Raw genomic sequence first — 21,064 nt, 5'->3', positions numbered from 1 at the left:
GCTCTGAAGGTCCCATGAGCCATCCTTGCGTCGTCACGCTAGACAGCCGCAGCGCCCCCCGGGTGCTCTTCTCAGGCGACCAGCTGGTCGAGGTCGACCTGCCCACCGGCACCCGGGTGCTCTACGCGAAGCCGCCCATCGAGCCGCTGAAGGACGTCGACGCCGCGATCCGCTACGCGATCAACCACCCGCACAACTCGGAGCCGCTCTACGCGAAGCTCCGCCCGGGGATGAAGGTCACGATCGCGGTGGACGACATCTCGCTGCCGCTGCCGCAGATGAAGCGCCCCGACATCCGCGAGCGGGTGCTCACGATCGTGCTCGACCTGCTCGCCGACTACGGCGTCGACGACGTGGAGATCATCATCGCCACGAGCGTCCACCGGCGGATGAAGGACTGGGAGGTCCGCCACATCGTCGGCGACCGGATCTTCAACGCCTACTGGCCGAAGCGGCTCTACAACCACGACGCCGAGAACGCCGCCAACATGAAGTACGTCGGCACGACCGACGTCGGCGAGGAGGTCGAGCTCAACAAGCGCGCGGTCGACAGCGACCTCGTGATCTACGTGAACCTCAACCTCGTGCCGATGGACGGCGGGCACAAGTCGGTCGCCGTCGGCCTGTGCGGGTACCGGAGCCTGCGCGCGCACCACAACCCGCGGGTGATGCGCGACTGCTACTCGTACATGGATCCGAAGAGCTCCGCGCTGCACACGAGCGTCGAGCGCATGGGCCGGCTGGCCAACAAGAAGCTCAACGTCTTCACGATCGAGACGACGATCAACAACCGCATGTTCGATCGCCCGCTCGAGTTCCTCGCGAAGAACGAGGACGACCTGAGCGCGGGCGAGAAGAGCGCGCTGCGCGCCCTCCGCTTCACGCTCTCCAAGGTGCCGCAGCCCGCGCGCCAGGCGATCTTCCAGCGCGTCCCCTCGCCGTTCGGGGTGACCGGGGTGTTCGCCGGCGAGACCGAGGCCGTCCACGAGCACACGCTGAAGCGCAGCTTCGACCAGTACCTCGTCCCGGTCTCGGGCCAGGCCGACATCCTGATCACGGGCATCCCGTACATCAGCCCGTACAACGTGAACTCGTTCCTGAACCCGCTGCTCGTGCAGGTGATGGCGAACGGCTACCTGTTCAACCTCTACCGCGGCGCGCCGATGCTCAAGAAGGGGGGGACGATGATCATCCTCCACCCCTGCACCGACCTGTTCGACAACGAGCACCACGCCCCGTACATCGAGTTCGTGCACCGGCTCCTGCCGGAGACGCGGGACGCGATGGAGCTGCACAAGCGGTACGAGAAGAAGTTCTCCGAGAACCCCGCGTACATCGAGATGTACCGCTTCGGGCACGCGTACCACCCGACCCACCCGTTCTTCATGTGGTACTGGGGCGAGGCGGGGCGGCAGCACATCGGCCGGATGATCGTGGTCGGCGCCGACAACGAGTACATCCCGCAGCTGCTCGGCTGGGAGACGGCCCGCACGATGGACGAGGCGCTCCGGATGGCGAAGCAGTCGGCCCCGCCCGCGCCGGAGATCCTGGCCCTGCACACCCCGCCGATCTTCATGGCCGACGTGACGGCCTAGCGCGCCCGCGGGGCGTGCCGCGCGACCGCTTCGAGGCGTGGTGCGACGCGATGGACGTGCGCACGCTGAAGGCGCGGCCGACGCGCTGGGCCCCCTGGAGCAAGGCCTTTATAAGGGCTGCTTCCTCATCGGCGCCTTGAGCTCGGCGAGCACGCGCTCGCGGACGAGCGGCAGCGGCGGCGAGCCGTGCGAGAGGAGCGCGTCGTGGAAGCGGCGCAGCGAGAACGCCGGGCCGAGGGCCGCCTTCGCCTCGTCGCGGAGCTTCAGGATCTGGAGCTTGCCGAGCGTGTAGGCGAAGTAGCCGGGGTCGAACGTCGCGCGCACCGCCTGCTCCCGCGCCGTCGCGCGGTCCTGGAAGCAGTCGTCGACGAAGCGGCGCTCGGCCTCGTCGAGGCTCATGCCCTCCGCGTGCACCCCGAGCGACACGACCACCCGGCAGTTGCGCAGCAGCGCGTCCGCGAGCTGGCCGAGGCGGCTCTGCGGGTCCTCCTTGCCGAACCCCTGCTCGATCATCATCTGCTCGACGTAGTGGGCCCAGCCCTCCACGAACGAGTAGCTCCCGAACATCTTCTGCGTCTCCGTCGGCGCCCGGTTCCCCCACAGGCCCTGGACGAAGTGCCCCGGGTAGACCTCGTGCACGGTCGTCGAGAGCAGCGTGCCCCGCAGCATCACGTACTCCTCCTGCTCCTTCCGGGGCCACGAGGGGTCCGGCTTCGTGATGTAGTAGAACGCCTCGAGCCCCTTCCGCTCGAACGGCCCCGGCGCGTCGAGGAAGGCGGCGTTCCAGCGCATGTAGGGCGGCGTCTCCTTCACGATCGCCCGCTCGTCGGACGGGAGGCTCACGATCTCCTTGTCGACGAGGAACTTGCGCGCCGACTCCATCATCCGCGTCGCCTCGGCGAGGAGCTGCTCCGCCTTCGGCCGGGAGGTCTTCACCTTCCTGGCGAGCTCCTGGTACGCCGCCTTGTTCGCCGCGAGGTCGTCCTCGCCCATCTTCTTGAACTCGGCGAGCGGCATCGAGAGCCCCTCCTGCGCGAGGAGGAGCTTCCGGTACCGCGCCTCCCCGAGCACGTGGCTCGCGTCGCCCTTCGGCAGCTCGACCTTCGCGAGGTGCTCGGCGAGCTTCTCCGCCGCGTCGGCGAGCGCGGCGTTCGTCTTCTCGAAATCGGCCTGGAACGCGGGGTCGCCCACGCCCTTGAGCAGCTTGACGACATCGCCGCGCAGGTACTCGGCGTAGCCCCGGAAGATCTTCACGGCCACCTCGATCACCGGCTTCGGCATCGGGCTCACGAGGTTCTCGAGGACGCGCGGCGCCTGGGCCAGCGCCGCCTTCTCGTGCTCGAGGAGGCGCCGCGCGCGCTCGGGCAGCGGCGCGTACGCGCGATCGAGGTAGTGGTTCACGCCGAACAGATCGCCGTAGAACTGCGGCCGTCGGCGCCACTCCTCGACGTCCCTCCCGGTGAAGATCTTGAGGTCGATCTGCTGGAGGAGCAGCGCGCGGTCGAGCGCCTCGTCCGGGGAGAGCGCCGCGGCGTCGACGGCGGCGAGCGCCGCGCGGTCGCGCTCGAGGCGCGCGAGCCGCCGCTCTATCGCGGCAGCGCCGTAGTCCGAGACCTTGCCGTCCTGCTCGTGCAGCCCGCGCGAGCGCGCGAAGGCCGGCTCGTCCGCGACCCACTCGCGCAGGATCCGATCGCGCAGCGCGGTGAACGGCTCGCGCGGCGCCTCCGCCGGCCGCGCGGGCTCGGCGCTCGCCACGGCCTGAGGGGGCGCCGCGGCCTGAGGGGGCGCCGCGCCGAGAGGCGGAGGCGGCGCCGAGGCGCTCCCGCTGCAGGCGGCGAGCGCCGCGAGCGGCGCGAGCACCGCGAGCCGGCGCCAGCGCGAGCGGACAGGTGTGGGTGCGGCCATGAGGGGCCGAGCCTGTCAAACCGGCCCGCGCAGGTCAACGCCGCAGGTCAGTCGCGGAGCGCGCGATCGATGATCGTGTCCACGTGCGAGAGCGCGTGGTCGAGGTCGAAGCAGCGCGCGATTTCGTCCGGGGCGAGCAGCGCCGCGACGTCGGCGTCGGCGGCGAGGTTGTCGCGGAAGCGCCCCTCGCCCGCGATCGCGCGCATCGCGCAGCGCTGCACCAGCTCGTAGGCCGCCTGCCGCGGCCTGCCCTTCTGGACGAGCGCCAGGAGCACCGCCTCGCTGAAGAAGAGCTCGCCCGTGCTGTCGAGGTTCTGGCGCAGCTTCTCGGGGTAGACGACCAGCCCCTCCACGAGCCCGGCGGCGCGGTCGAGCATGAACCCGAGCGTCGAGGTCGCGTCGGGCGCGATCATCCGCTCGACCGACGAGTGCGAGATGTCGCGCTCGTGCCACAGCGGCACGTTCTCGAGCGCCGGGATCACGGCCGCGCGCACGATGCGCGCGAGGCCGCACAGGTTCTCGCTGAGGATGGGGTTGCGCTTGTGGGGCATCGCGCTCGAGCCCTTCTGGCCCACGGTGAAGCGCTCCTCCGCCTCGCGGACCTCGGTGCGCTGCCAGTGCCGCACGTTGGTCGCGAGCCGCTCGATGCCCGCCGCGATGAGCGAGAGCGCGGTGAAGAGCTCGGCGTGGCGATCGCGCGCGACGACCTGCGTCGAGACCGTCTCGGGGCGCAGGCCCAGGGCCGCGAGCGCGCGCTCCTCGATGCGCGGCGAAAGGTGCGCGTACGTCCCGACCGCGCCGGCGATCTTCCCGACCGCGATCGCCTGGCGCGCCGCGAGCAGGCGCGCCCTGCCGCGCTTCATCTCCGCGAGGTGGCCGGCGATCGCCAGGCCGAACGTGATCGGCTCGGCGGCGATGCCGTGGCTCCTGCCGATCATCGGGGTGCGCCGGTGCTCGTCCGCGCGCCGCGCGAGCGCGCTGCAGAGCTTGTCGAGCCGCGCCGAGAGCAGGTCCGTCGCGCGGACGAGCAGCACCGCGAGGCTCGTGTCGAGCACGTCGCTCGAGGTCATCCCCCGGTGCAGCCACCGCGCGCCCTCGCCCGCGAGCTCCTCGACGTGCGTCAGGAAGGCGATGACGTCGTGCTTGACGGTGCGCTCGATCGACTCGATCCGCTCGGGATCGAGCGTCAGCTGCTTCGCGCGGATCCCCTTCGCGATGCCGGCGGGCACGAGCCCTTCGGCCTCCATCGCCTCGCAGGCGGCGAGCTCCACCTCGAGCCAGGTCGAGAATCGGGTGGCGGGCGACCAGAGCTCTTCGAATTCAGCGGGAGTGTAGCGGGGGATCATGGGCGGGACGCTGCGAAGGTCTGGAGGGTGCGTCAAGGATGGAGTGGTCCCGGGAGGTCCGGCCGCGCGAGGGCCGGCTCGCGCTGCTCGCCCGCGCGGGGGGCCAGGCCGCGCACGGCCCGCACCGTCGGGCGGGGCGCTTGCGGACGCGCGGCGCGCGGCAAACGTTGGCGCGATGCCAACCGAAGCACCGGCGCCTGCGCGCGCCGATCAGGGCAGGTCGTTCGCCCGCACGCCCCACGCGGCGGGCGACGCGCCGCCAGAGACGCTGCCCGCAGGGGCGAGCGAGCCGGACGCTGTCAGCCAGGCGCCGCTCCCCCCGCGGGCCGAGCCTGGGCGCCGCGAGCCGGCGGGGCGCGCTGGCGGCGCGGCCGCCGCCGCGAGCGCGCCGGCTGTCGTGAACGAGCCGGCGCCCGCGAGCGAGACCCGCGCGAGCGTGCGCGGGGGTCGCCGGGTGAAGTCGTACATCGTGGTGGTCGCGATGGACCTGTCCGAGCCGGGCGGGCGGGCGTGGCGCTTCGCCTTCGATCTGGCGGCGCTCCGCGGCGAGACGGAGATCCACGCCGTGGTCATCGGCCCGCGGCAGGTCGCCCCTGCAGTGCGCGACGTGACGACGCCGGGCGCGTCGTCGCCGCCGTCGCTCCGCGTGCTCCAGCACCGGTTCGCGGACGGCCAGGCCCGGCTGATGGCGATGCACTTCCGCACGGGCCGGCCGGACCGGGCCATCGTCTCGCTCGCCCGGGAGCTCAGCGCCGATCTCATCGTCGTGGCCACGCACCCGCAGTCGCCCCTGCAGCGGCTCTTCGGCGGCTCGACGGCCGACCGGATCGCGCGGAACGCGCCGTGCCCGGTCGTCGTCGTGCGCCCCAAGGAGGACGACGACGCCGACGCGGCCAACTACGACCCCAGGCTGCGCTGACGCGGCGGCGCGCGGCGGACCACCGAGCGCGCGATCTGCGCGCTCGGATCGCTCGCGCGCGGGCTACCGCGCGCTCGATGCCCGCGCGGCGGACTACCGCGCGCTCGACGACTGAGCGTCGGCCTGCGCCGCCGGGTCGAGCTTGTCCGGCGCGCTGACGCCCTCGGCCTTGCCCCCTTCCCGCGTGTCCGCGTAGCCCCACGCGACGCCGGCCGCGTCGACGAGCAGGTTGTTCGCGTCGCCGATCGGCATCGGGTCCATGACGAGGGCGTGCCCCCGCCGCGCGAGGTCGTCGAGGGCGGCCTGCGGCGGAGGCGTCAGCCGCTCGACGCGCACGCGATCCGGCATCCACTGGTGGTGGATGCGCGCGTGGCGGACCGCCTCGTCGATGGTCATCCCGTGATCGACCAGGTTGCGGAGGACCTGCGCGACGGTGTTCGGGATCGTGTCGCCGCCGGGAGATCCGAGGACGAGCGCGACCTTGCCGTCGCGGCTCACGAGGGTGGGCGTCATCGAGCTCGCCATGCGTTTGCCCGGCGCCACCGCGTTGATCCCCGTCTCGGAGAACGCACCCAGCGCGTTGGCGAGCAGGATGCCCGTGCCCGGGATCACGATCCTCGCGCCGAAGCTCGCCGACAGGGTGGTCGTGCACGAGACCGCGTTGCCCTGCGCGTCGATCACCGAGAAGTGCGTCGTCTGCGGGGACTCCAGCGCGACGGCGCCCAGAGGCGCCGCGATGTCGCCCGCCGGCGTGGCCCGCTCCGGGTCGACGGGCGGCCTGCGGCGCATCAGGTAGGCTCCGTCGAGGAGCTGCGCGAGCAGCTGCGCCGTCTCGGGCGCCACGAAATCGGGGTCGGCGCTCACCTTGCGCCGATCGGCGTACGCCCGCTTCGCCGCCTCGACGAACAGGTGCAGCGACAGCCCCGAGTCGGCGGGCGCCTCGTGCGCCTTGAGCCGCTCGAGCGTGAGCATCATCTCCGCGAGCGCGACGCCTCCCATCGAGGGGGGCGGCATCGTGTCGACGGTGAAGCCGCGGTACGAGAACCGGAGGGGCGCGCGCCACTTCGCCTGGTAGGCGCGCAGGTCGCTCTCGCTGATGTGGCCGCCGCGCTCGCGCATCGCGCCGGCGATCTGCCGGGCGATGGCGCCCTCGTAGAACGCGCGCGGCCCCTCCGCGGCGAGCGTCTCGAGGGTGCGGGCGAGATCGAGCTGCCGCACCAGCTCGCCCTGGGCGACCGGCGCCTTGCCCCGCCCCCAGATGGCGCTCGCGGCCCGATCGGCCTTCAGCCGCGGCCACGCCCAGCGCAGCGTCAGCGCCTGCCGCGCGCCGAGGCGGTGCCCCTTGCGCGCGAGGGAGATCGCCGGGGCCAGGAGCTCGGCGAACGGGCGGGTGCCGAACCGCTCGTGGGCCAGGGCGAGGCCAGCGACCGAGCCCGGGACGCCGGCGGACGCATAGCCGTGCCCGCCGGCGCGCAGCATCGCCATGTTCGACTCGGTGGTCACCGACGCGGGCGCGGCCTCTCGGAAGTCGATCGCCTGCGTCTCGCCGTTCGCGAGGCGGACCAGCATGAAGCCGCCGCCGCCGATGTTGCCCGCGCTCGGGTGGGTCACCGCCAGCGCGAACGCCACGGCGACCGCGGCGTCGACCGCGTTGCCGCCGCGCCGCAGCACGTCCGCGCCCGCGCGCGTCGCGTGCTCCTCGACCGAGGTCACGAGCCCGGCGTCGCCGCGCACCGCCCGCGGGCCGCCCGAGGCGAGCGCGATCGGCGGCACCGGCGGCATCGGCTCCGGCGCCGCGACGTCGGCCGTGGGCGCCGCGGCGGCGCTCGCGGCCGACGCCCCGGCGCTCGCGCTGGCGACGGCCGGCGCGGCGGCGGCCGCGAGCGTCGCGGGCGCCGCCGGGTGCGGCGCGGGCGGCGTGCGGGCCTCGCAGCCTGCGAGCAGCGCCAGGGCGAGCGCCCAGCGCGGCTTCGAACGACGGAGCAGGGTCATCAGGGTGCGCGCGAATCTACACCGGTGCCGGACAGAGCCGGGCCGGGCCGCGCGGAGCGACCCGGCCTGGGAGGTGTGGGTGAGGGCGCGCCGGCGCGCTTCGGTTCAGGGCGCGCCGGCGCGCTTCGGTTCAGGGCGCGCCGGCGCGCTTCGGTTCAGGGCGCGCCGGCGCGCTTCGGTTCAGGGCGCGCCGGCGCGCCGCAGGGCGGCGCCCGCGCAGTCAGGGGCGCCGAGCCCCGCTCAGGACCGCTTGCGGCGACGCGCCGCAGCCACGCCCACGCCGGCGACGAGCGCCGCGAGCCCGGTGCCCGCGAACGGCGCCGAGGACGACCCCGGCGCGGCGGCGCAGGAGACGCTGGCCTCGGCCTCCGCCTCGGCGTGGAACTCCACGTCGACGCCCTGCGAGAGCAGCCAGTTCTTGCACTCCTCCATGCTGCCGGCGATATCGACGTACTGCCCGTTGCAGAACAGCGCGCCATCCGGCGTGGTGCACTGCACCTCGCACCCGCCCCGGAGCTCGGACGTGCAGTTGAAGTTGCAGTCGAAGTTCGCGTCGACCTTGCACTCCCCCTCGCAGCTCGCCTCGCACTTCGCCTCGCACGAGGCGCTCGGCGGCGTCGCCTCGCAGCTCACGCTGCACTCGCCCTCGCAGCTCGACGAGCACGACGCCTCGCAGTCCGCCCGCGCGCCGGCATCGCTACCCGCTTTCGCCTCGCACCTCGCCTCGCACTTCCCCGTGCAGCTCGCCTTGCAGCTCCCCTCGCAGCTCAGGCTCCCCGGGTCGGCGGTGCACTCGCCTTCGCAGTCCGCCTGGCACTGGCCCGTGCACGACGCCTGCACGCCGCCAGTGCACCGCCCGGAGCACTCCGCCTCGAAACGGACCGGCTCGCAGTAGCCTTCACAGCCGCCCTCGGTGCGAATCTCACACTGACCGGCCGCCGCGAGCTGGAGGTTTCCACATGGATTGGGCTGGGCTGATGCAGTGGAGGCAACCAGCGCAGGAACTGCAAAAGTAAACGCACTCACAAAAAGCTGAGCAATGGTCCGTCGCATGCCAATTCTCCTGGGTTCAGAGCGCGGGATCCGCGTGTGGTCTCCGCAGGTGTTGCAATCGGACGACCAGCGCCACCCTTTGAAGCATTTCCCAAGAAAAAAGTCTCGCTGCTCGTGCCCGCTCGGCCACAGCGTATCTACGAGTTCACGGTCCCATGATGCGCCATGCCACACCAAGGGCATGTCCGAGCAGGTGAGGATACCTGCGACGTGGTGATCAGCGGCTCACAGTGTCGGCGATTTGCCCTGTTCCGTAGCGCGCCACCACGCCCTTGCGGGCTCTGCCGGGAGTCGGCTGGCTAAGGAAGTCCCCGCCCACGGCCCAGAAGGCCCCTTCCCCGTCGGCCCAGACGGCGTGGAGATCGGCGTAGGGCTCCTCGGTGAACTCATCGATCCAGGCCCCGTCGACGAGGCGCTGCTTGAGCCCTCCATACCCGACGATCGCGACCTCCCCCGGCCGGCCGCAGGCGACGCCGTTCACGTCGTTGGTGAGCTCTATCTCGAGCCTGCGCCACGACGCGCCGTCCGAGCGGAGCACGTCTCTCCCGCCGACCGCGTATACCTCTTCACGGCTGCAGCCGGCGGCCGTGAACAGGGTGCCCTGCGCGATCGGCGGATCGGATTGCACTTCCCAGGTCGAGCCCGAGCGGTGCCAGATCACGCCGAACTCGCCCACGGCGTAGAGATCCTCGGACGATTCGCCCCACACCTTGTAGAGCGCCCGGCCAGTCGCCGCCGGCAGCGGCTCTCGCGACCATGCGCTGCCGTCCCAGCGGAGGACGATGTCCTTCTCCGCGTCCGCGCCGCTGCCGGGCATGCCGCCGACCGCCCAGGCATCGTCGGGTGAAAACGCGATCACGCCCCACAGCGTGGCCTCCGTCCCCGTCTCGTGCTCGGTGAACGTCGCGCCGTCCCACCGCGCGGCGCGGCCGCGCTCGCCGACCATCCAGACGTCCTGCGGACCGGAGCCGGCCACCCACCAGAAGGTCGTCTCCCCGCCCGCCGGGAGCTCGCGCCACCTCGCCCCGTCGTAGTGCAGCGCGAGCGCCTGGAGGCCCGTGTTGCCGAGCGGCCCCCCGACGGCGAACACGTCGTCGGGCGCCGTCCCCCAGATCGAGAGGACCGCGCGGTCGAGATCGCCCTCGTCGAGCAGCACGCGCCACGCCGGCGGCTCCTGCTCGGGCGGCCTCGCAGGATCGCCGGGGCAGCCGGTGAGGGCGACCGCGCCGAGCGCCGCCACAGCCATGGAGTGAAAGCAGGTGCGCATGGGAGTGAAGACCCGCCTGGAGAGGTCCTGCCGGCGCGCCGCCATGGAGGGCTCAGTTGCAGAACACGTCGTCCTGCTTCGGATAGTAATAGACGAAGATGTTGCAGTGCTCGTTCTTCTCGACGATCGGCCCGAACGTGTAGCAGCAATCGAGCGACTCGTCGGCGGTCCCGTTCTTGGACACGTCGTACTCGTCGAGGCCCTTGCACCCCACGGACGGGTCCGGCTGCTGCCACTCGTAGGTGCATCCGTACCAGACGCCGCCGTTCGTCGGGAGCTCCCTGTCGAGCTCCGGCGAGATGAGCATCGGCGGGTCGTCCCACGCGTTCGATGTGTAGAAGCGCTCCGAGGCCGGAGGCGTGCCGATGGTCTTGCCGTCCCATGCATACATATCGAACCGCGTGCCTCGGCTGTGGAAATGGCCGTTGGCGCCGATGATCCTCACGGGAGAGGGGCTGTTGATCTGGCACGAGCCCTCGAACGTGGGCGTCGGGTTCGACTGACAGACACGGATCGACTGCTTGGTCGCGAAGACGGTGCCCATCTCGGCCTTGACCTCGGCGGCCGGAAGCGCCCAGAAGTTCACCCGGACGCGGCCGACCGCCTCGGGGGTCTTCTGCGACGTCGCATTCACGTAATGCGTCTGCAGCATCAGCCACTCGTCCGGCGCGAGGACGTTCGCGACGCCCTCGGGGAACTCCCAGTCGACCTGGCCGTTCTGCTGCGAGTTCGCGATGAGCGGCCAGTCCGCCCAGTTGGGGCTCTTGAAGCACTCCCCGACCCCGTTCTGGTTCTTCTGGATGAGCCCGCCCTCCGGCCCCAGCCCCTTCACGGTCTTCACGCGGAAGATGTTCATGTGGTGCGAGCCGTCGCGCTGCGCGATCTGCACGCGGTGGAGGTTCACCGGCGCGGCCGGGTCCAGCCCGTTCGACGCGGCGAGCTCGCTGACCTTGAAGAAGTAGCAGTCCTGCTGCTCGACCCCCGCCGGCACCTCGGTCTCCTCAGTCTGCATCTGGAAGCCCTGGCCGACCGGCGGCACATCGAGCAGCGACTCGTCGACCGGCGCGGGCGTCTCGCCCCCACCCCCGCCCCCGTCAACGCAGGCCACGATCCCCAGCACGACAGGAAGCAAACCAAGCGTCAGGCATCGACCGGCCATGAGTCCCTCCAGGCAATCGCGCAGCGATGAAGAGAGATATACACGGCTGCACAATTTCAGGGCGTTCGTGTCACGGGGCGGGCATGGTTCCGTCGCGCGCCGGGGCGTCGTGGTCGAGCGCTGGCCGGTGCTGCTAGGATGTGGGAGAGGTTCAACCATGGCGGCGCCCAAGAAATGCGGTCCACACACCGAGCTCGCCTCGAACGAGGCGACACGCATCACCCGGTGCGGGTGTGGCACCGTGCACGTGACACTCATCGGCCCTGGCGTGACGTTTCGCATGCCAGCGGACGCGTTCCGGGGCGTCGCCTCCGGGCTCAAGGCAGCGGCCGAGCGGCTTGACGACGACCCCCGTTTCGGCACGACCTCCATCAATTAGCTTGCGCGCCCGCAGCGGAGCGGCCTACCAGTGGCTTCGCCGCTGAGATCTCTCTCCTCGGATGGCCGCTGGTCGAAAGAGGGCGCCTCTCGTGTACGACGACGACGCGGAGCACTGGGTCGGCAAGACGTTCGCCGGGACGTGGTGGATCGAGCGCGTGCTCGGCACCGGCGGCATGGGGAGCGTGCTGCTCGGGCGCGCGGCGGACGGCTCTCAGGTCGCGCTCAAGGTGCTGCACCCGGAGCTCAACGCGATCACGGAGGTGCGGAAGCGCTTCCTCCGCGAGGGGTTCATCGGCAACACGCTCGGCGGGGCGGACGCGGTGCCCGGCGTGGTGCGCGTGCTCGCCTCCGGCGAGACGCAGGAGGGCCTCGCCTACCTGACGATGGAGGCGCTCCAGGGCGAGACGCTCTTCGATCGGATGGCGCGCACCGGGACGATGCCGGCCGGCGAGGTGCTCGCGCTCGCGGACCAGGTGCTCGAGACGCTGGCGATCGCGCACGCGCGCGGCGTCGTGCACCGCGATCTCAAGCCCGAGAACATCCACCTCGGCAACGACGGGCGCGTGCGCATGCTCGACTTCGGCATCGCGCGCGTCGTCGACGGGCTCACCGGCCTGCCCGAGAAGACCGCGACCAAGACGGGCATGATCATGGGCACGGCGACGTACATGGCGCCGGAGCAAGCGACGGGGCTCATCCACGACATCGACGGGCGCACCGATCTCTTCGGGCTCGGAGCGACGATGTTCCGGCTGCTCGCGGGCCGACAGGTGCACGGCGAGGTGACGGAGGCCATGGAGGTCATCGCCGCAGCGACCGAGGCCGCGCCGCCGCTCGCGTCGGTCGCGCCCGGGATCTCGCCCTCCGTCGCGGCCGTGGTCGATCGCTCGCTGGCGTTCATCAAGTTCCATCGCTACCCGAACGCCGAGACCATGCGCGCGGACGTCCGCGCTGTACGCGCAGGCGCGCTGCCTCCCTACGCGCAGGCCGTCATCGAGGGGCGGATCCGCGCCGGCCAGCCGATATCGCAGCCGGCGCCTCCGCTGCATGCCGGCGGGTCGCCGAGCGCGCGCCCGCAGCCGACCGTGGTGGAGCCGGCCGCGGCCCCTCGCCATTCGCACTCGATGAGCCGACCGGAGCGAACGCTCGACGACAACCCGTCAGCGCCCTCCCGCGCTGGCGCGTCGCTCTCGCAGCTCTCGACGGGCAAGCTGCTGCTGCTCGTCGGCGGCGCCTCGCTCATCACGGGCGTCATCGTGGCGATGATCGTCGTCCTGCTGGTGTTCAGCCGCTGAGGGGCCGCGAGCGCGCCGCCAAGGGCGCGCTCGTCAGGTGGAAGGGATCGTCGGTGGAAGGTGCCGGCGGGGCCGCTGGGCCCCGCCGCGGTCACGCGCGCTCGTCGAGCGGCGTGTAGTCGACGGCGTTCTCGCCGGTGTAGATCTGCCGCGGACGGCCGATCTTGCCGGTCGGGTCGTCGTTCATCTCCTTCCAGTGGGCGATCCAGCCGGGGAGGCGTCCGAGCGCGAACATGACGGTGAACATGTTCGTGGGGAAGCCGAGCGCGCGGTAGATGATGCCGCTGTAGAAGTCGACGTTCGGGTAGAGCTTCCGCTCGACGAAGTACGGATCCTTCAGCGCGGTCTCCTCGAGGCGCTGCGCGATGTCGAGCAGCGGATCCTTGATGCCGAGCTTCGCCAGGATCTTGTCGGCCGCCGCCTTGATGAGGACGGCGCGCGGATCGTAGTTCTTGTACACGCGGTGGCCGAAGCCCATCAGGCGGAAGTTCGAGGTCTTGTCCTTCGCGAGCTTGACGAACTTCGAGACGTCGCCGCCGTCCGCGCGGATCGCCTCGAGCATCGTCACGACCTCCTGGTTCGCGCCGCCGTGGAGCGGGCCCCAGAGCGCGCAGATGCCGGCGGCGACCGAGGCGAAGAGGTTCGCCTTCGAGCTCCCGACGAGGCGCACCGTCGACGTGGAGCAGTTCTGCTCGTGATCGGCGTGCAGGATCAGGAGCAGGTTCAGCACCTTCACGATGTCCTCGTCGATCTCGTACGGCTCCGCCGGGACCGAGAACATCATGTTGAGGAAGTTCGCACAGTACGAGAGCGAGTTGTGCGGGTAGACGAACGGCTGGCCGATCGACTTCTTGTACGAGAACGCCGCGATCGTGCGCACCTTGGAGAGCAGCCTCGCGATGGTGATGTCGAGGTGCTCGGTGTTCTTCACGTCGATCGCTTCCGGGTAGTAGCTCGACAGGGAGAGCACCATCGCGGACAGGATCGCCATGGGGTGCGCCGTCGACGGGTAGCCGTCGAAGAAGCGCTTCATGTCCTCGTGGATCAGCGAGTGCCGGGTGAGCAGCGTGGAGAACCGGGACAGCTCGCTCTTGCTCGGCAGCTTGCCGTAGATCAGGAGGTACGAGGTCTCCACGAAGGTCGACTTCTCGCCGAGCTGCTCGATCGGGATGCCGCGGTAGCGGAGGATGCCCTTCTCCCCATCGAGGAACGTGATGGAGCTCGTGGTCGAGGCCGTGTTGACGAAGGCCGGGTCGATGCAAACGTACCCGGTCTTCGAACGAAGGGACGCGACGTCGATCGCCTTCTCCCCCTCGGTGCCCGTGATGACAGGCAACTCGATCGTCTGCTCCCCACCGTTCTTCTTCAGCGTTAACTTCGCGGTCTCCTGCACGCCTCCTCCTTCCGCCGCAGCGCGGCGTAAGCTATCACGGGCCGAGGGAAGAATGCTTCCCCGAGAAAATGAGGTGATGCATTTGAGCGAGCCGGTCGTGCGGGGGGAGCTGGCCCACCACCCGGAGGCGCCTCGGTTTGCGGCCGAGGTGCGGCGAGTCCACGGGCGTTACGCCGACGAGGTTGTCGCTCGCTACCGGCTCTGCCCGTTCATGCGCGACGCCGCAACCGGATTCGGACGCTTTTACGTCCTGCTCGATCGCGAGCCCGTCCTGGAGACGGCGCTGGCGGTCATGGAGGAGGCCGACTCCGCGGTGGTGCACCTGGTTTTCCCGTGCATCCATGCTCCGTCGCCCCAGTTCGAGCGCTTCGCGTCGCGCCTGGGTGAACAGCTGCGGCGGCGCCTCAGCCCCGCGCCGGTGCTGGCCGCGTTCCACCCCGAGATGGCGGGGGACGAGACGAACTCGCACCGGCTCGTCGGTCTCCTCCGACACGCGCCAGATCCGTTTGTACAAACGATTCCAGAGGGGCTGAACCATACTGGGACCGTCCTCGCGGGGGCAGGCGTCGAGCCTGCGGTCGACCCCGCCGAGGACAATTACCGACGCCTTGAAGGGGCAGGGATCGCCGCAGTCAAGATGAGGCTCGCGGAGATCATGGCAGATCGCGACTCGAGTTATGCGCCCTTCCTCGCGCAGCTCGGGCTCACCCGCCCCGGCCCGCGCTTCAGCCCGCTCCCAACACGGTAACGCACGGGCGAAGAGCGCAAACGAAACACCTACGAAACGCGCGCGAAACGCATGTTGCGCGTGTTGAGCGTGGTGATGGCCCTCGGCTCACTCCGCAGGCGAGCGGCGCGGCGCCGGGTCCGACCCGCCGGAGCCGGAGCCGGCCTTGGCCTCGCGCTGCGCCATCAACGGCATCAGGTACGGGAAGCCGGCCGCCATCGTATCGAGGTGGGGATCGATCTGGGCGGCCAGCCAGAAGAGGAGCACGCAAGCGCGCTCGACATAGAACCAGTCCTCCGGGTACTCGAACGACCGCATCAGCTCCTGGAGCTCACCGCGCTCCAGCTCGGGGTCCGCGAGCCGCTCCAGCTGCTCGGGGCGGGCGCGCATGAGCGCCGCCGGCGTGCGATCCCGGATCTTGAGCAGCTTCGCGAAGTAGGTCTTCACGGTCCTCTCGAGGAGCGCGTCGTTGCCCCCGGGCGCGACGAAGCCCATCCTCCGGAAGCCGCGCACGACCGCCGCGTCGTCCTGCGCGAAGATGCCCTTCAGGATGTCGAGCAGCCCGTCGATGAGCTCGTCCCGGGCCTCGCAGCTCGCGCCGAAGTCGAGGACGACGAGGCGAAAGCCGCCGCCCTCCTCCGCGGGCCGCGCGGCGACAAGGAAGTTCCCCGGGTGCGGATCGGCGTGGAAGAAGCGATCCGCGAAGAGCATCTTGTAGAAGGCCTGCACGAGCCGGAGCGCCACGTCCGAGGGCTCGACGCCCGCGCTCCGGAGCGCGTCGAGGCGGGTGATCTTGATTCCTTCCATGAAGGTCATCGTGAGCACGTCGCGCGTCGTGAGCTCGTGGATGACCTCCGGGAACGCGATGCCCGCGTCCCCCTCGAAGTTCTGCGCCATCCGCTCCATGCACGCGGCCTCGTGCAGGTAGTCGGTCTCCCGGCGGAGCAAGTCGACCAGCGACTCGTGCACCCGCTCGATGTGCCCCACCGGGACGAACCGCTTGTAGACGAGGATCGCGAGGCGCAGGACGCGCAGGTCGACGGCGATGATCCCGCGGATGCCGGGGTAGAGGAACTTGACCGCGACCTTGCGGCCGTCGCGGAGGCGCGCGACGTGGACCTGCCCCAGCGACGCGGCCGCGAGCGGCGCGCGCTCGATCGACGCGAACAGCTCGCCCGCGGAGCGGCCGAAGCTCGCGCGCAGCGCGGCCTCGAGATCGCTGAACGGGTGCGGCGGCACCTGGTCCTGGAGCTGCTCGAGCTCCTTGCCGTAAGCACGAGGCAAGAAGCCGCCCATGATGGACAGCACCTGGCCGAGCTTGATGAAGACGCCCCGCAGCTGGAGCATGGCGCGCAGCAGGCGCCGGGCGTTGTTCTGATCGACGCGGTCGCGGCGCGCGACGAGCCAGCGAGGCGGCTCACCCGCGGGCGAGCCGCGCCCGAGGCGCCTCGCGAACACCCGCACGAGCCCCAGCTGAATGAGGTAGCTCGTCAGGATGACCGAGAACGCGAGCAGCGCGCGGAAGAGTCGGACGGCGAGCGTCATGTGCGGCAAAGCAGCCGCACCATGCTACCGCAGGGGCCGCGCGGGGCCAGCCGTGCTCGCCCTCGCCCTGCGGCGATGGGCGAATCCCGGCGAGGGGGTCGCCGCGGGCCTCGGCCGCGCAGCGGAGCCCTCCCGCGAGCCGGGCAGGCTCAGGAGAGCGAGTCCTTGATCGCCTTGATGGGGCGGGCGCGGACCGACTTGCTGGCCGGCTTGGCCGCGAACGTCATCGGCTGCTTCGTGAAGGGGTTGATCCCCTCGCGCGCCTTGGTCGCGGGCTTCTTGACGACGCGGAACTTCGCGAAGCCGGGCATCGTGAAGATGCCGTTCTTCTTGAGCTCCTTGTACGCGATGTCGGTCAGCGACTCGAGGATCGCCTTGACCTGCTTGCGCGAGATCTCGTTCTCGTTGGCCTCGACCACCGCGTTGATCAGCGCGCTCTTGCTGAGCGACGTGCTCTTCTTCCCATCCGCCTTCTTGGCCGCCATGTTCATTCCTCCTGAGGTTTGTGCCCTCTTGCGGGCCAAAGGAACCACAACGGCCGCCGCAGATCCAGTGTCGAATCGTCGATCGGAGCTACAAAAGAAGGGGTTTCATGCCCCGGGGGGCGCGCCGCTCCGCCGGGAGGGCGGCCGGGGGGCCCTGGCGCGGGCCGTCAAAACCGCGGGAAAGCAGCCCAAATCGGCCCTTCTTCAGGCCTCACGCGCCCGCCGCGAGGGAGGCCGCATGCCGGGCGCTCGACATAGGAGATCACCCGAACCCCTTCCGTTGAAGGCGATCCCGGTCGCCCGGGCGGCCTAGCGGCGGCTCACCGCCGAGCCCGCGCCCCACTTCCTCTTGGCGGAGAGGCCGAGGATCGTCAGCGACTGGGGCGCCTGCGTGAACTCGATGACGTCGCCGAAGCCGACGCTGACCGAGTGGATCGGCCCGTCGAAGAAGAGCTTCGCGTCGTGCGTCTTGCTGCGCACGACGAGCGAGGCGCCCGGCTGGATCAGGGCGTGACGGAGGCGGTACTCGTCGCCGTGGGGGGTGTAGGGCTCGCGGACGACGAGCTGGAGCCGCTTCGACGTGAGCGGCAGGACGCGCCCGCCCGCGGAGCGCTGCGCGGCCGTGGACCCGGCCGCAGGGCCGATCCAGAAGCCGCTCGACTTCTGCTCCTCCTCGGCCCGGCCGAGCCGGAGCACGTAACGCGACGTGGCCGCGGGGGAGACGTGGCAGAAAAGCGCGTCGTTCAGGACGCGCCCCGTGGCGAGCTTGTCGTTCACCGTGACCTGCATGCGGGTGAGCACGGTGCTGCGGAGCGAGCCGCTCAGCGCCCCCGCGATCGCGTCGGCCGCGTCGCGGCTCGTCGCGCCGCAGAAGAAGCCGACGGAGTGGCCCGGCGCGCTGTTGATGCCGAGGATCGGCACGTCGCCGACGTTGTGGGACGCGCTGAGGAGCGTCCCGTCGCCGCCGACCGTGATCACGAGGTCGAGCTCGCCCGCGTCGAAGGACTGCGCCGCGCTGGCGACGACATCGATCTGGACCCCGAGGTCGTCGAGCGCCGCCTTGACCTCGCGCACGGTCTGCTCGTGCGCGTCGTGCGACGCCTTGAGGCGCGCGACCGCGGAGTCGCCGGCCTCGATGAGCCGCGTGATGCGCGGGTCCTTCCGCTCCTCGCGGTAGATCTTCCAGGCGGAGCGCTTCACGACGAGCGCGACGCGGGGCGGACGCCGCGGCGCGGGCGCGGGGGATCGTTCCGCCATCAGAGCTCCGCGAGGCGCCGGAGCGCCACCTCGGTCTTCGCGTCCTCGATCACGCCGCGCCGGGTGAGCTCGATCGCCTCGTCGAGCGGGACCGCCGCGATGGCCGCGAACCGCTCGAGCGGGGAGCCGTCCTCGAGCGGCGTCCCCTGGCGAGCCGGGTCGACCTCGACATGAAAGAAGAAGTGCCGCTCGCCCACCATGCCCGGCGCCGGGAACGTCGACGGGCCGAGCGGGTGGAGGTCCGACGGAGGCACGTCGAAGCCGACCTCCTCGAGCAGCTCGCGCGCGGCGGAGCGCTTCAGGCCCTCCGGGCTCCGCTCGTCGAGCTCGACGAGCCCGGCGGGCAGCTCCCAGATCGCGCCGAGCGTCGGCGCCTCCGGGATGGGCCACGCCTCGGGCGGGCGGGTCGCGGCCGGAGGCCGGAACGCCGAGCGGAGGAAGACGCGACGGCGCCCGTCCGCGCCGCGGTAGTGCGGGGCGATCACCACCGCGTCGAGGCGCCCGCGATCGACGCTGTCGTAGGTGAACGGGTCGCTCAGCGAGCCGTCCGGGAACTCGACGCGGAACACCTGGCGTCGCACGTTGAGGAAACCAGGGCCGTCGAGCGAGGGGATCGTCCGGACCAGCTTGAGCGCGAGCTTCGGGAAGGGAGGTAGCCGCATGCGTCGAGGCGCGAAGCATAGCGCCAAACGGCAGCGGATCGCGATGTGCCTCGTTCCCGCGCCCGGCGCGCGCCTCGCCCCCGCGCTCGGGGCGGCCTCGGGCTCAGCGGAGCACGAGGACCCAGACGTCGTAGAGCGCGTGGGTCCAGACGGCCGGCGCGAAGCCGCGGAAGACGTAGATCGCCGTCAGAACGAGCCCGCACACCATGCGGAACACGAAGGAGGGGAGGTTCCAGGGATCGCCCAGCGACCCGACATAGTGCCAGCCGGAGAAGACGGCGGCGGCCACGACCGCCCAGCCGACCATCAGCACCACCCCCTGGACCCCCTTGCCGAAGAAGAACTTGATCCCGAGCGCGCCCAGCCCGTAGAGGCCGACGCGGAAGGCGATCTCCTCGTAGAAGCCCGCGCCGAGGGACATCACGACCCCGGTGAAGATGTCGTTCGACGCGGCGGGCGGGCCGAGCCGGAGGGAGCCGACCACATAGGCGCCGGCGAAGCGCATCAGGATGGCGTAGAGCGCGCCCTCGACGGCGAGCAGCGCGAAGCGCCTCGTCTGGAGGGCGTGGCCTCGGCCGAGGATGGAGAGGACGAGGACGAACGCGGCCCCGACGGCGACCGTGAGGCCCGCGTAGAGCGGGAGGCTGTGCTTGGCCAGCGCGCGGAGCTCGGCGGTGACCGGATCCGCCGCGTTGCGGATGGGGAGGAAGGCGACGCCGAGGTGATAGAGGACGAAGATCGGCATCGTCAGCGCGAGATCGGTCAGCGCATCGCTCTTCGCGGTGGGCTTGTCGCCGGCAGGGGCCGCCCCCGGCCGGGCGAGCTCCGGTCCGGCGCCGAGCATCAGGACGGCCTCAGGCGGTACACGATCACCAGCACCTCGGCCGACCACATGACGACGTTCAGCACGAAGGGCGTGTCCCGGAGGATCTCCTGGGTGGGGCTCTCCGACCTCGCGCTGCCGGCCACGAGCTGGAGAAACCGGATCCCGCCGAAGAGCGGGTGGATCGCCGTGAGCCAGAGGTACGGGTTCTGGAAGAACCGCTGCGTGTCGTGGTCGAGCGTGTACGCCAGGTAGGTGGCGAAGGTGGCGAGGCCCGTCACGGCGAGCGCCGCCGTCAGGGCGGCAGGCGAGTAGCCGTCGAGCGCCGCGCGCTGCTTCGAGGCGTTGACCGAGGCGAGCTCGTGCCGGCGCTTGCCGAAGCCGAGGAAGAGCGCGAGCAGCGCGGTGCAGGCGATCATGAAGCCGGAGAGCGGCGTCCTCGTCGCGAAGCCGCCTGCGAGCACGCGCAGCACGAAGAAGATCGCGATGCAGCCGACGTCGAGGTAGGCGATCTTCTTGAGCCGGAACGAGTAGGCGACGTTGAGGACGTAGTAGCTGGCGGCGACGACCGCGAAGAGCGGCGGGCCGAGCAGGCTCGCGCCGAGCGCGATGACCGCGAGGCCGACCGCCATCGCCTTGGCGACCGGGATGGGCACGCGGCCCGAGGCGATCGGCCGGAAGCGCTTGACCGGGTGGACCCGATCGGCCTCGACGTCGACGATGTCGTTCAGGATGTAGACGGCGCCGGCGAGCAGGCAGAAGATCGCGAAGGCCCCGACCGCGCTCATGATGATCGAGGGGTGGGTCAGGTGCTTGGCGAACACCACGGGCGCGAGGACGAAGAGGTTCTTCACCCACTGGTGGGGCCGCATCGCGCGGATCATCCCGCGCACACGCCAGAGCAGCGTCCCCCTGGGCGAGTCGGGCAACAGGGGCGGCTGCGCTATCAAGCCGCCCGAGGGGGGCCCGCTCTCCGGCGGACCGGAGCTCGGCACGCCGGCGCTCCGCGGAGGCGACGACGGAGGCTTGCCGGCGGGGACGGAGCTCACCGGAGCGGGCGAGCCGCCCTGCTCGGCAGGCGCCGGCGCGTCCGGCGCGCCCGCATCCGGGCGAGCCTCGGCGCCGGGCGCCTCCTGATCAGGGAAGCCTGCGGCACTGTTGCGAAAAAGGGGCCCCGAGGCGGTCACGGCGCGCGGAGCATACTCGGGCGCCCTGGCCCCGGCCATTCCGCGGCAAGTTAAAAGCACAGGGGGCGCCGGC

Annotated in this window: 18 protein-coding genes; 5 read left to right on the top strand and 13 right to left on the bottom strand. The window is 71.1% G+C overall.

What is annotated here, in order from left to right; all coding sequences use genetic code 11:
- The first annotated feature begins 14 nt into the window (after window positions 1–14).
- On the top strand, window positions 15–1,595 hold the full coding sequence (locus tag WME95_RS45240; RefSeq protein WP_437547063.1) for a lactate racemase domain-containing protein: 1,581 nt from the start codon (window positions 15–17) through the stop codon (window positions 1,593–1,595).
- A 108-nt stretch (window positions 1,596–1,703) separates the two neighbouring features.
- On the opposite strand, the gene WME95_RS45235 is transcribed toward WME95_RS45240, so the two are convergent.
- Window positions 1,704–3,500, bottom strand: a complete 1,797-nt coding sequence (locus WME95_RS45235) for a DUF885 domain-containing protein (protein WP_437905410.1) — start codon at window positions 3,498–3,500, stop codon at window positions 1,704–1,706.
- A gap of 47 nt (window positions 3,501–3,547) precedes the next feature.
- Entirely contained in the window at window positions 3,548–4,846 is a 1,299-nt protein-coding gene (gene purB / locus WME95_RS45230) for an adenylosuccinate lyase (RefSeq protein ID WP_437905409.1), read from the bottom strand.
- Window positions 4,847–5,021: 175 nt separating this feature from the next.
- Between purB and WME95_RS45225 the strand changes: the two genes are divergently transcribed.
- Entirely contained in the window at window positions 5,022–5,765 is a 744-nt protein-coding gene (locus WME95_RS45225) for a universal stress protein (RefSeq protein ID WP_437547057.1), read from the top strand.
- Window positions 5,766–5,858: 93 nt separating this feature from the next.
- Here the strand turns inward: WME95_RS45225 and ggt are convergent, their stop codons facing one another.
- From ggt to WME95_RS45205, 4 genes are all read right to left on the bottom strand, one after another.
- Window positions 5,859–7,757: a gamma-glutamyltransferase gene (gene ggt, locus WME95_RS45220; protein ID WP_437905408.1), complete on the bottom strand. Its 1,899-nt coding sequence runs from the start codon at window positions 7,755–7,757 to the stop codon at window positions 5,859–5,861.
- 240 nt (window positions 7,758–7,997) lie between these two features.
- The gene (locus WME95_RS45215; protein WP_437905407.1) at window positions 7,998–8,597 is read right to left on the bottom strand and encodes a hypothetical protein; all 600 of its coding nucleotides are present in this window, start codon (window positions 8,595–8,597) and stop codon (window positions 7,998–8,000) included.
- Between the two features lie 430 nt (window positions 8,598–9,027).
- The gene (locus WME95_RS45210; protein ID WP_437905406.1) at window positions 9,028–10,122 is read right to left on the bottom strand and encodes a WD40/YVTN/BNR-like repeat-containing protein; all 1,095 of its coding nucleotides are present in this window, start codon (window positions 10,120–10,122) and stop codon (window positions 9,028–9,030) included.
- 7 nt (window positions 10,123–10,129) lie between these two features.
- Window positions 10,130–11,236 (bottom strand): hypothetical protein, encoded by a 1,107-nt coding sequence (locus tag WME95_RS45205; protein WP_437905405.1) that lies wholly within the window; start codon window positions 11,234–11,236, stop codon window positions 10,130–10,132.
- Window positions 11,237–11,393: 157 nt separating this feature from the next.
- Between WME95_RS45205 and WME95_RS45200 the strand changes: the two genes are divergently transcribed.
- A complete protein-coding gene (locus WME95_RS45200; RefSeq protein ID WP_437296083.1) occupies window positions 11,394–11,615 on the top strand; it encodes a hypothetical protein in 222 nt (73 codons plus the stop codon).
- A 91-nt stretch (window positions 11,616–11,706) separates the two neighbouring features.
- Window positions 11,707–12,912, top strand: coding sequence for a serine/threonine-protein kinase (locus WME95_RS45195; RefSeq protein WP_437905404.1), 1,206 nt, complete (start codon window positions 11,707–11,709; stop codon window positions 12,910–12,912).
- Between the two features lie 91 nt (window positions 12,913–13,003).
- On the opposite strand, the gene WME95_RS45190 is transcribed toward WME95_RS45195, so the two are convergent.
- Window positions 13,004–14,305 (bottom strand): citrate synthase, encoded by a 1,302-nt coding sequence (locus tag WME95_RS45190; RefSeq protein ID WP_437547045.1) that lies wholly within the window; start codon window positions 14,303–14,305, stop codon window positions 13,004–13,006.
- Window positions 14,306–14,381: 76 nt separating this feature from the next.
- Here WME95_RS45190 and WME95_RS45185 point away from each other — a divergent pair, with 76 nt between their 5' ends.
- Entirely contained in the window at window positions 14,382–15,053 is a 672-nt protein-coding gene (locus WME95_RS45185; protein ID WP_437713092.1) for a hypothetical protein, read from the top strand.
- 87 nt (window positions 15,054–15,140) lie between these two features.
- Here the strand turns inward: WME95_RS45185 and WME95_RS45180 are convergent, their stop codons facing one another.
- From WME95_RS45180 to WME95_RS45155, 6 genes are all read right to left on the bottom strand, one after another.
- Complete coding sequence (locus tag WME95_RS45180; protein ID WP_437905403.1) at window positions 15,141–16,577, bottom strand: ABC1 kinase family protein; 1,437 nt, start codon at window positions 16,575–16,577, stop codon at window positions 15,141–15,143.
- A 149-nt stretch (window positions 16,578–16,726) separates the two neighbouring features.
- Window positions 16,727–17,062 carry an HU family DNA-binding protein gene (locus WME95_RS45175; RefSeq protein ID WP_012240887.1) on the bottom strand — a complete coding sequence of 112 codons (336 nt, stop codon included), beginning with the start codon at window positions 17,060–17,062 and terminating at the stop codon, window positions 16,727–16,729.
- A gap of 309 nt (window positions 17,063–17,371) precedes the next feature.
- A complete protein-coding gene (locus WME95_RS45170) occupies window positions 17,372–18,319 on the bottom strand; it encodes an NAD(+)/NADH kinase (protein WP_437547039.1) in 948 nt (315 codons plus the stop codon).
- On the bottom strand, window positions 18,319–18,981 hold the full coding sequence (locus WME95_RS45165) for an NUDIX hydrolase (RefSeq protein WP_437547037.1): 663 nt from the start codon (window positions 18,979–18,981) through the stop codon (window positions 18,319–18,321). Before WME95_RS45165 ends, WME95_RS45170 begins: the two co-directional genes overlap by 1 nt.
- A 103-nt stretch (window positions 18,982–19,084) precedes the next feature.
- The gene (locus WME95_RS45160; RefSeq protein ID WP_437713089.1) at window positions 19,085–19,825 is read right to left on the bottom strand and encodes a CPBP family glutamic-type intramembrane protease; all 741 of its coding nucleotides are present in this window, start codon (window positions 19,823–19,825) and stop codon (window positions 19,085–19,087) included.
- The gene (locus WME95_RS45155; protein WP_437905402.1) at window positions 19,825–20,799 is read right to left on the bottom strand and encodes a decaprenyl-phosphate phosphoribosyltransferase; all 975 of its coding nucleotides are present in this window, start codon (window positions 20,797–20,799) and stop codon (window positions 19,825–19,827) included. Before WME95_RS45155 ends, WME95_RS45160 begins: the two co-directional genes overlap by 1 nt.
- Window positions 20,800–21,064 lie beyond the last annotated feature (265 nt).

The organism is Sorangium sp. So ce327, assembly GCF_051530205.1.
GTDB lineage: Bacteria > Myxococcota_A > Polyangia > Polyangiales > Polyangiaceae > Sorangium > Sorangium cellulosum_B.
Note: the sequence above shows the minus strand (reverse complement) of the source record. Positions and strands in the feature narration are given on the sequence as shown.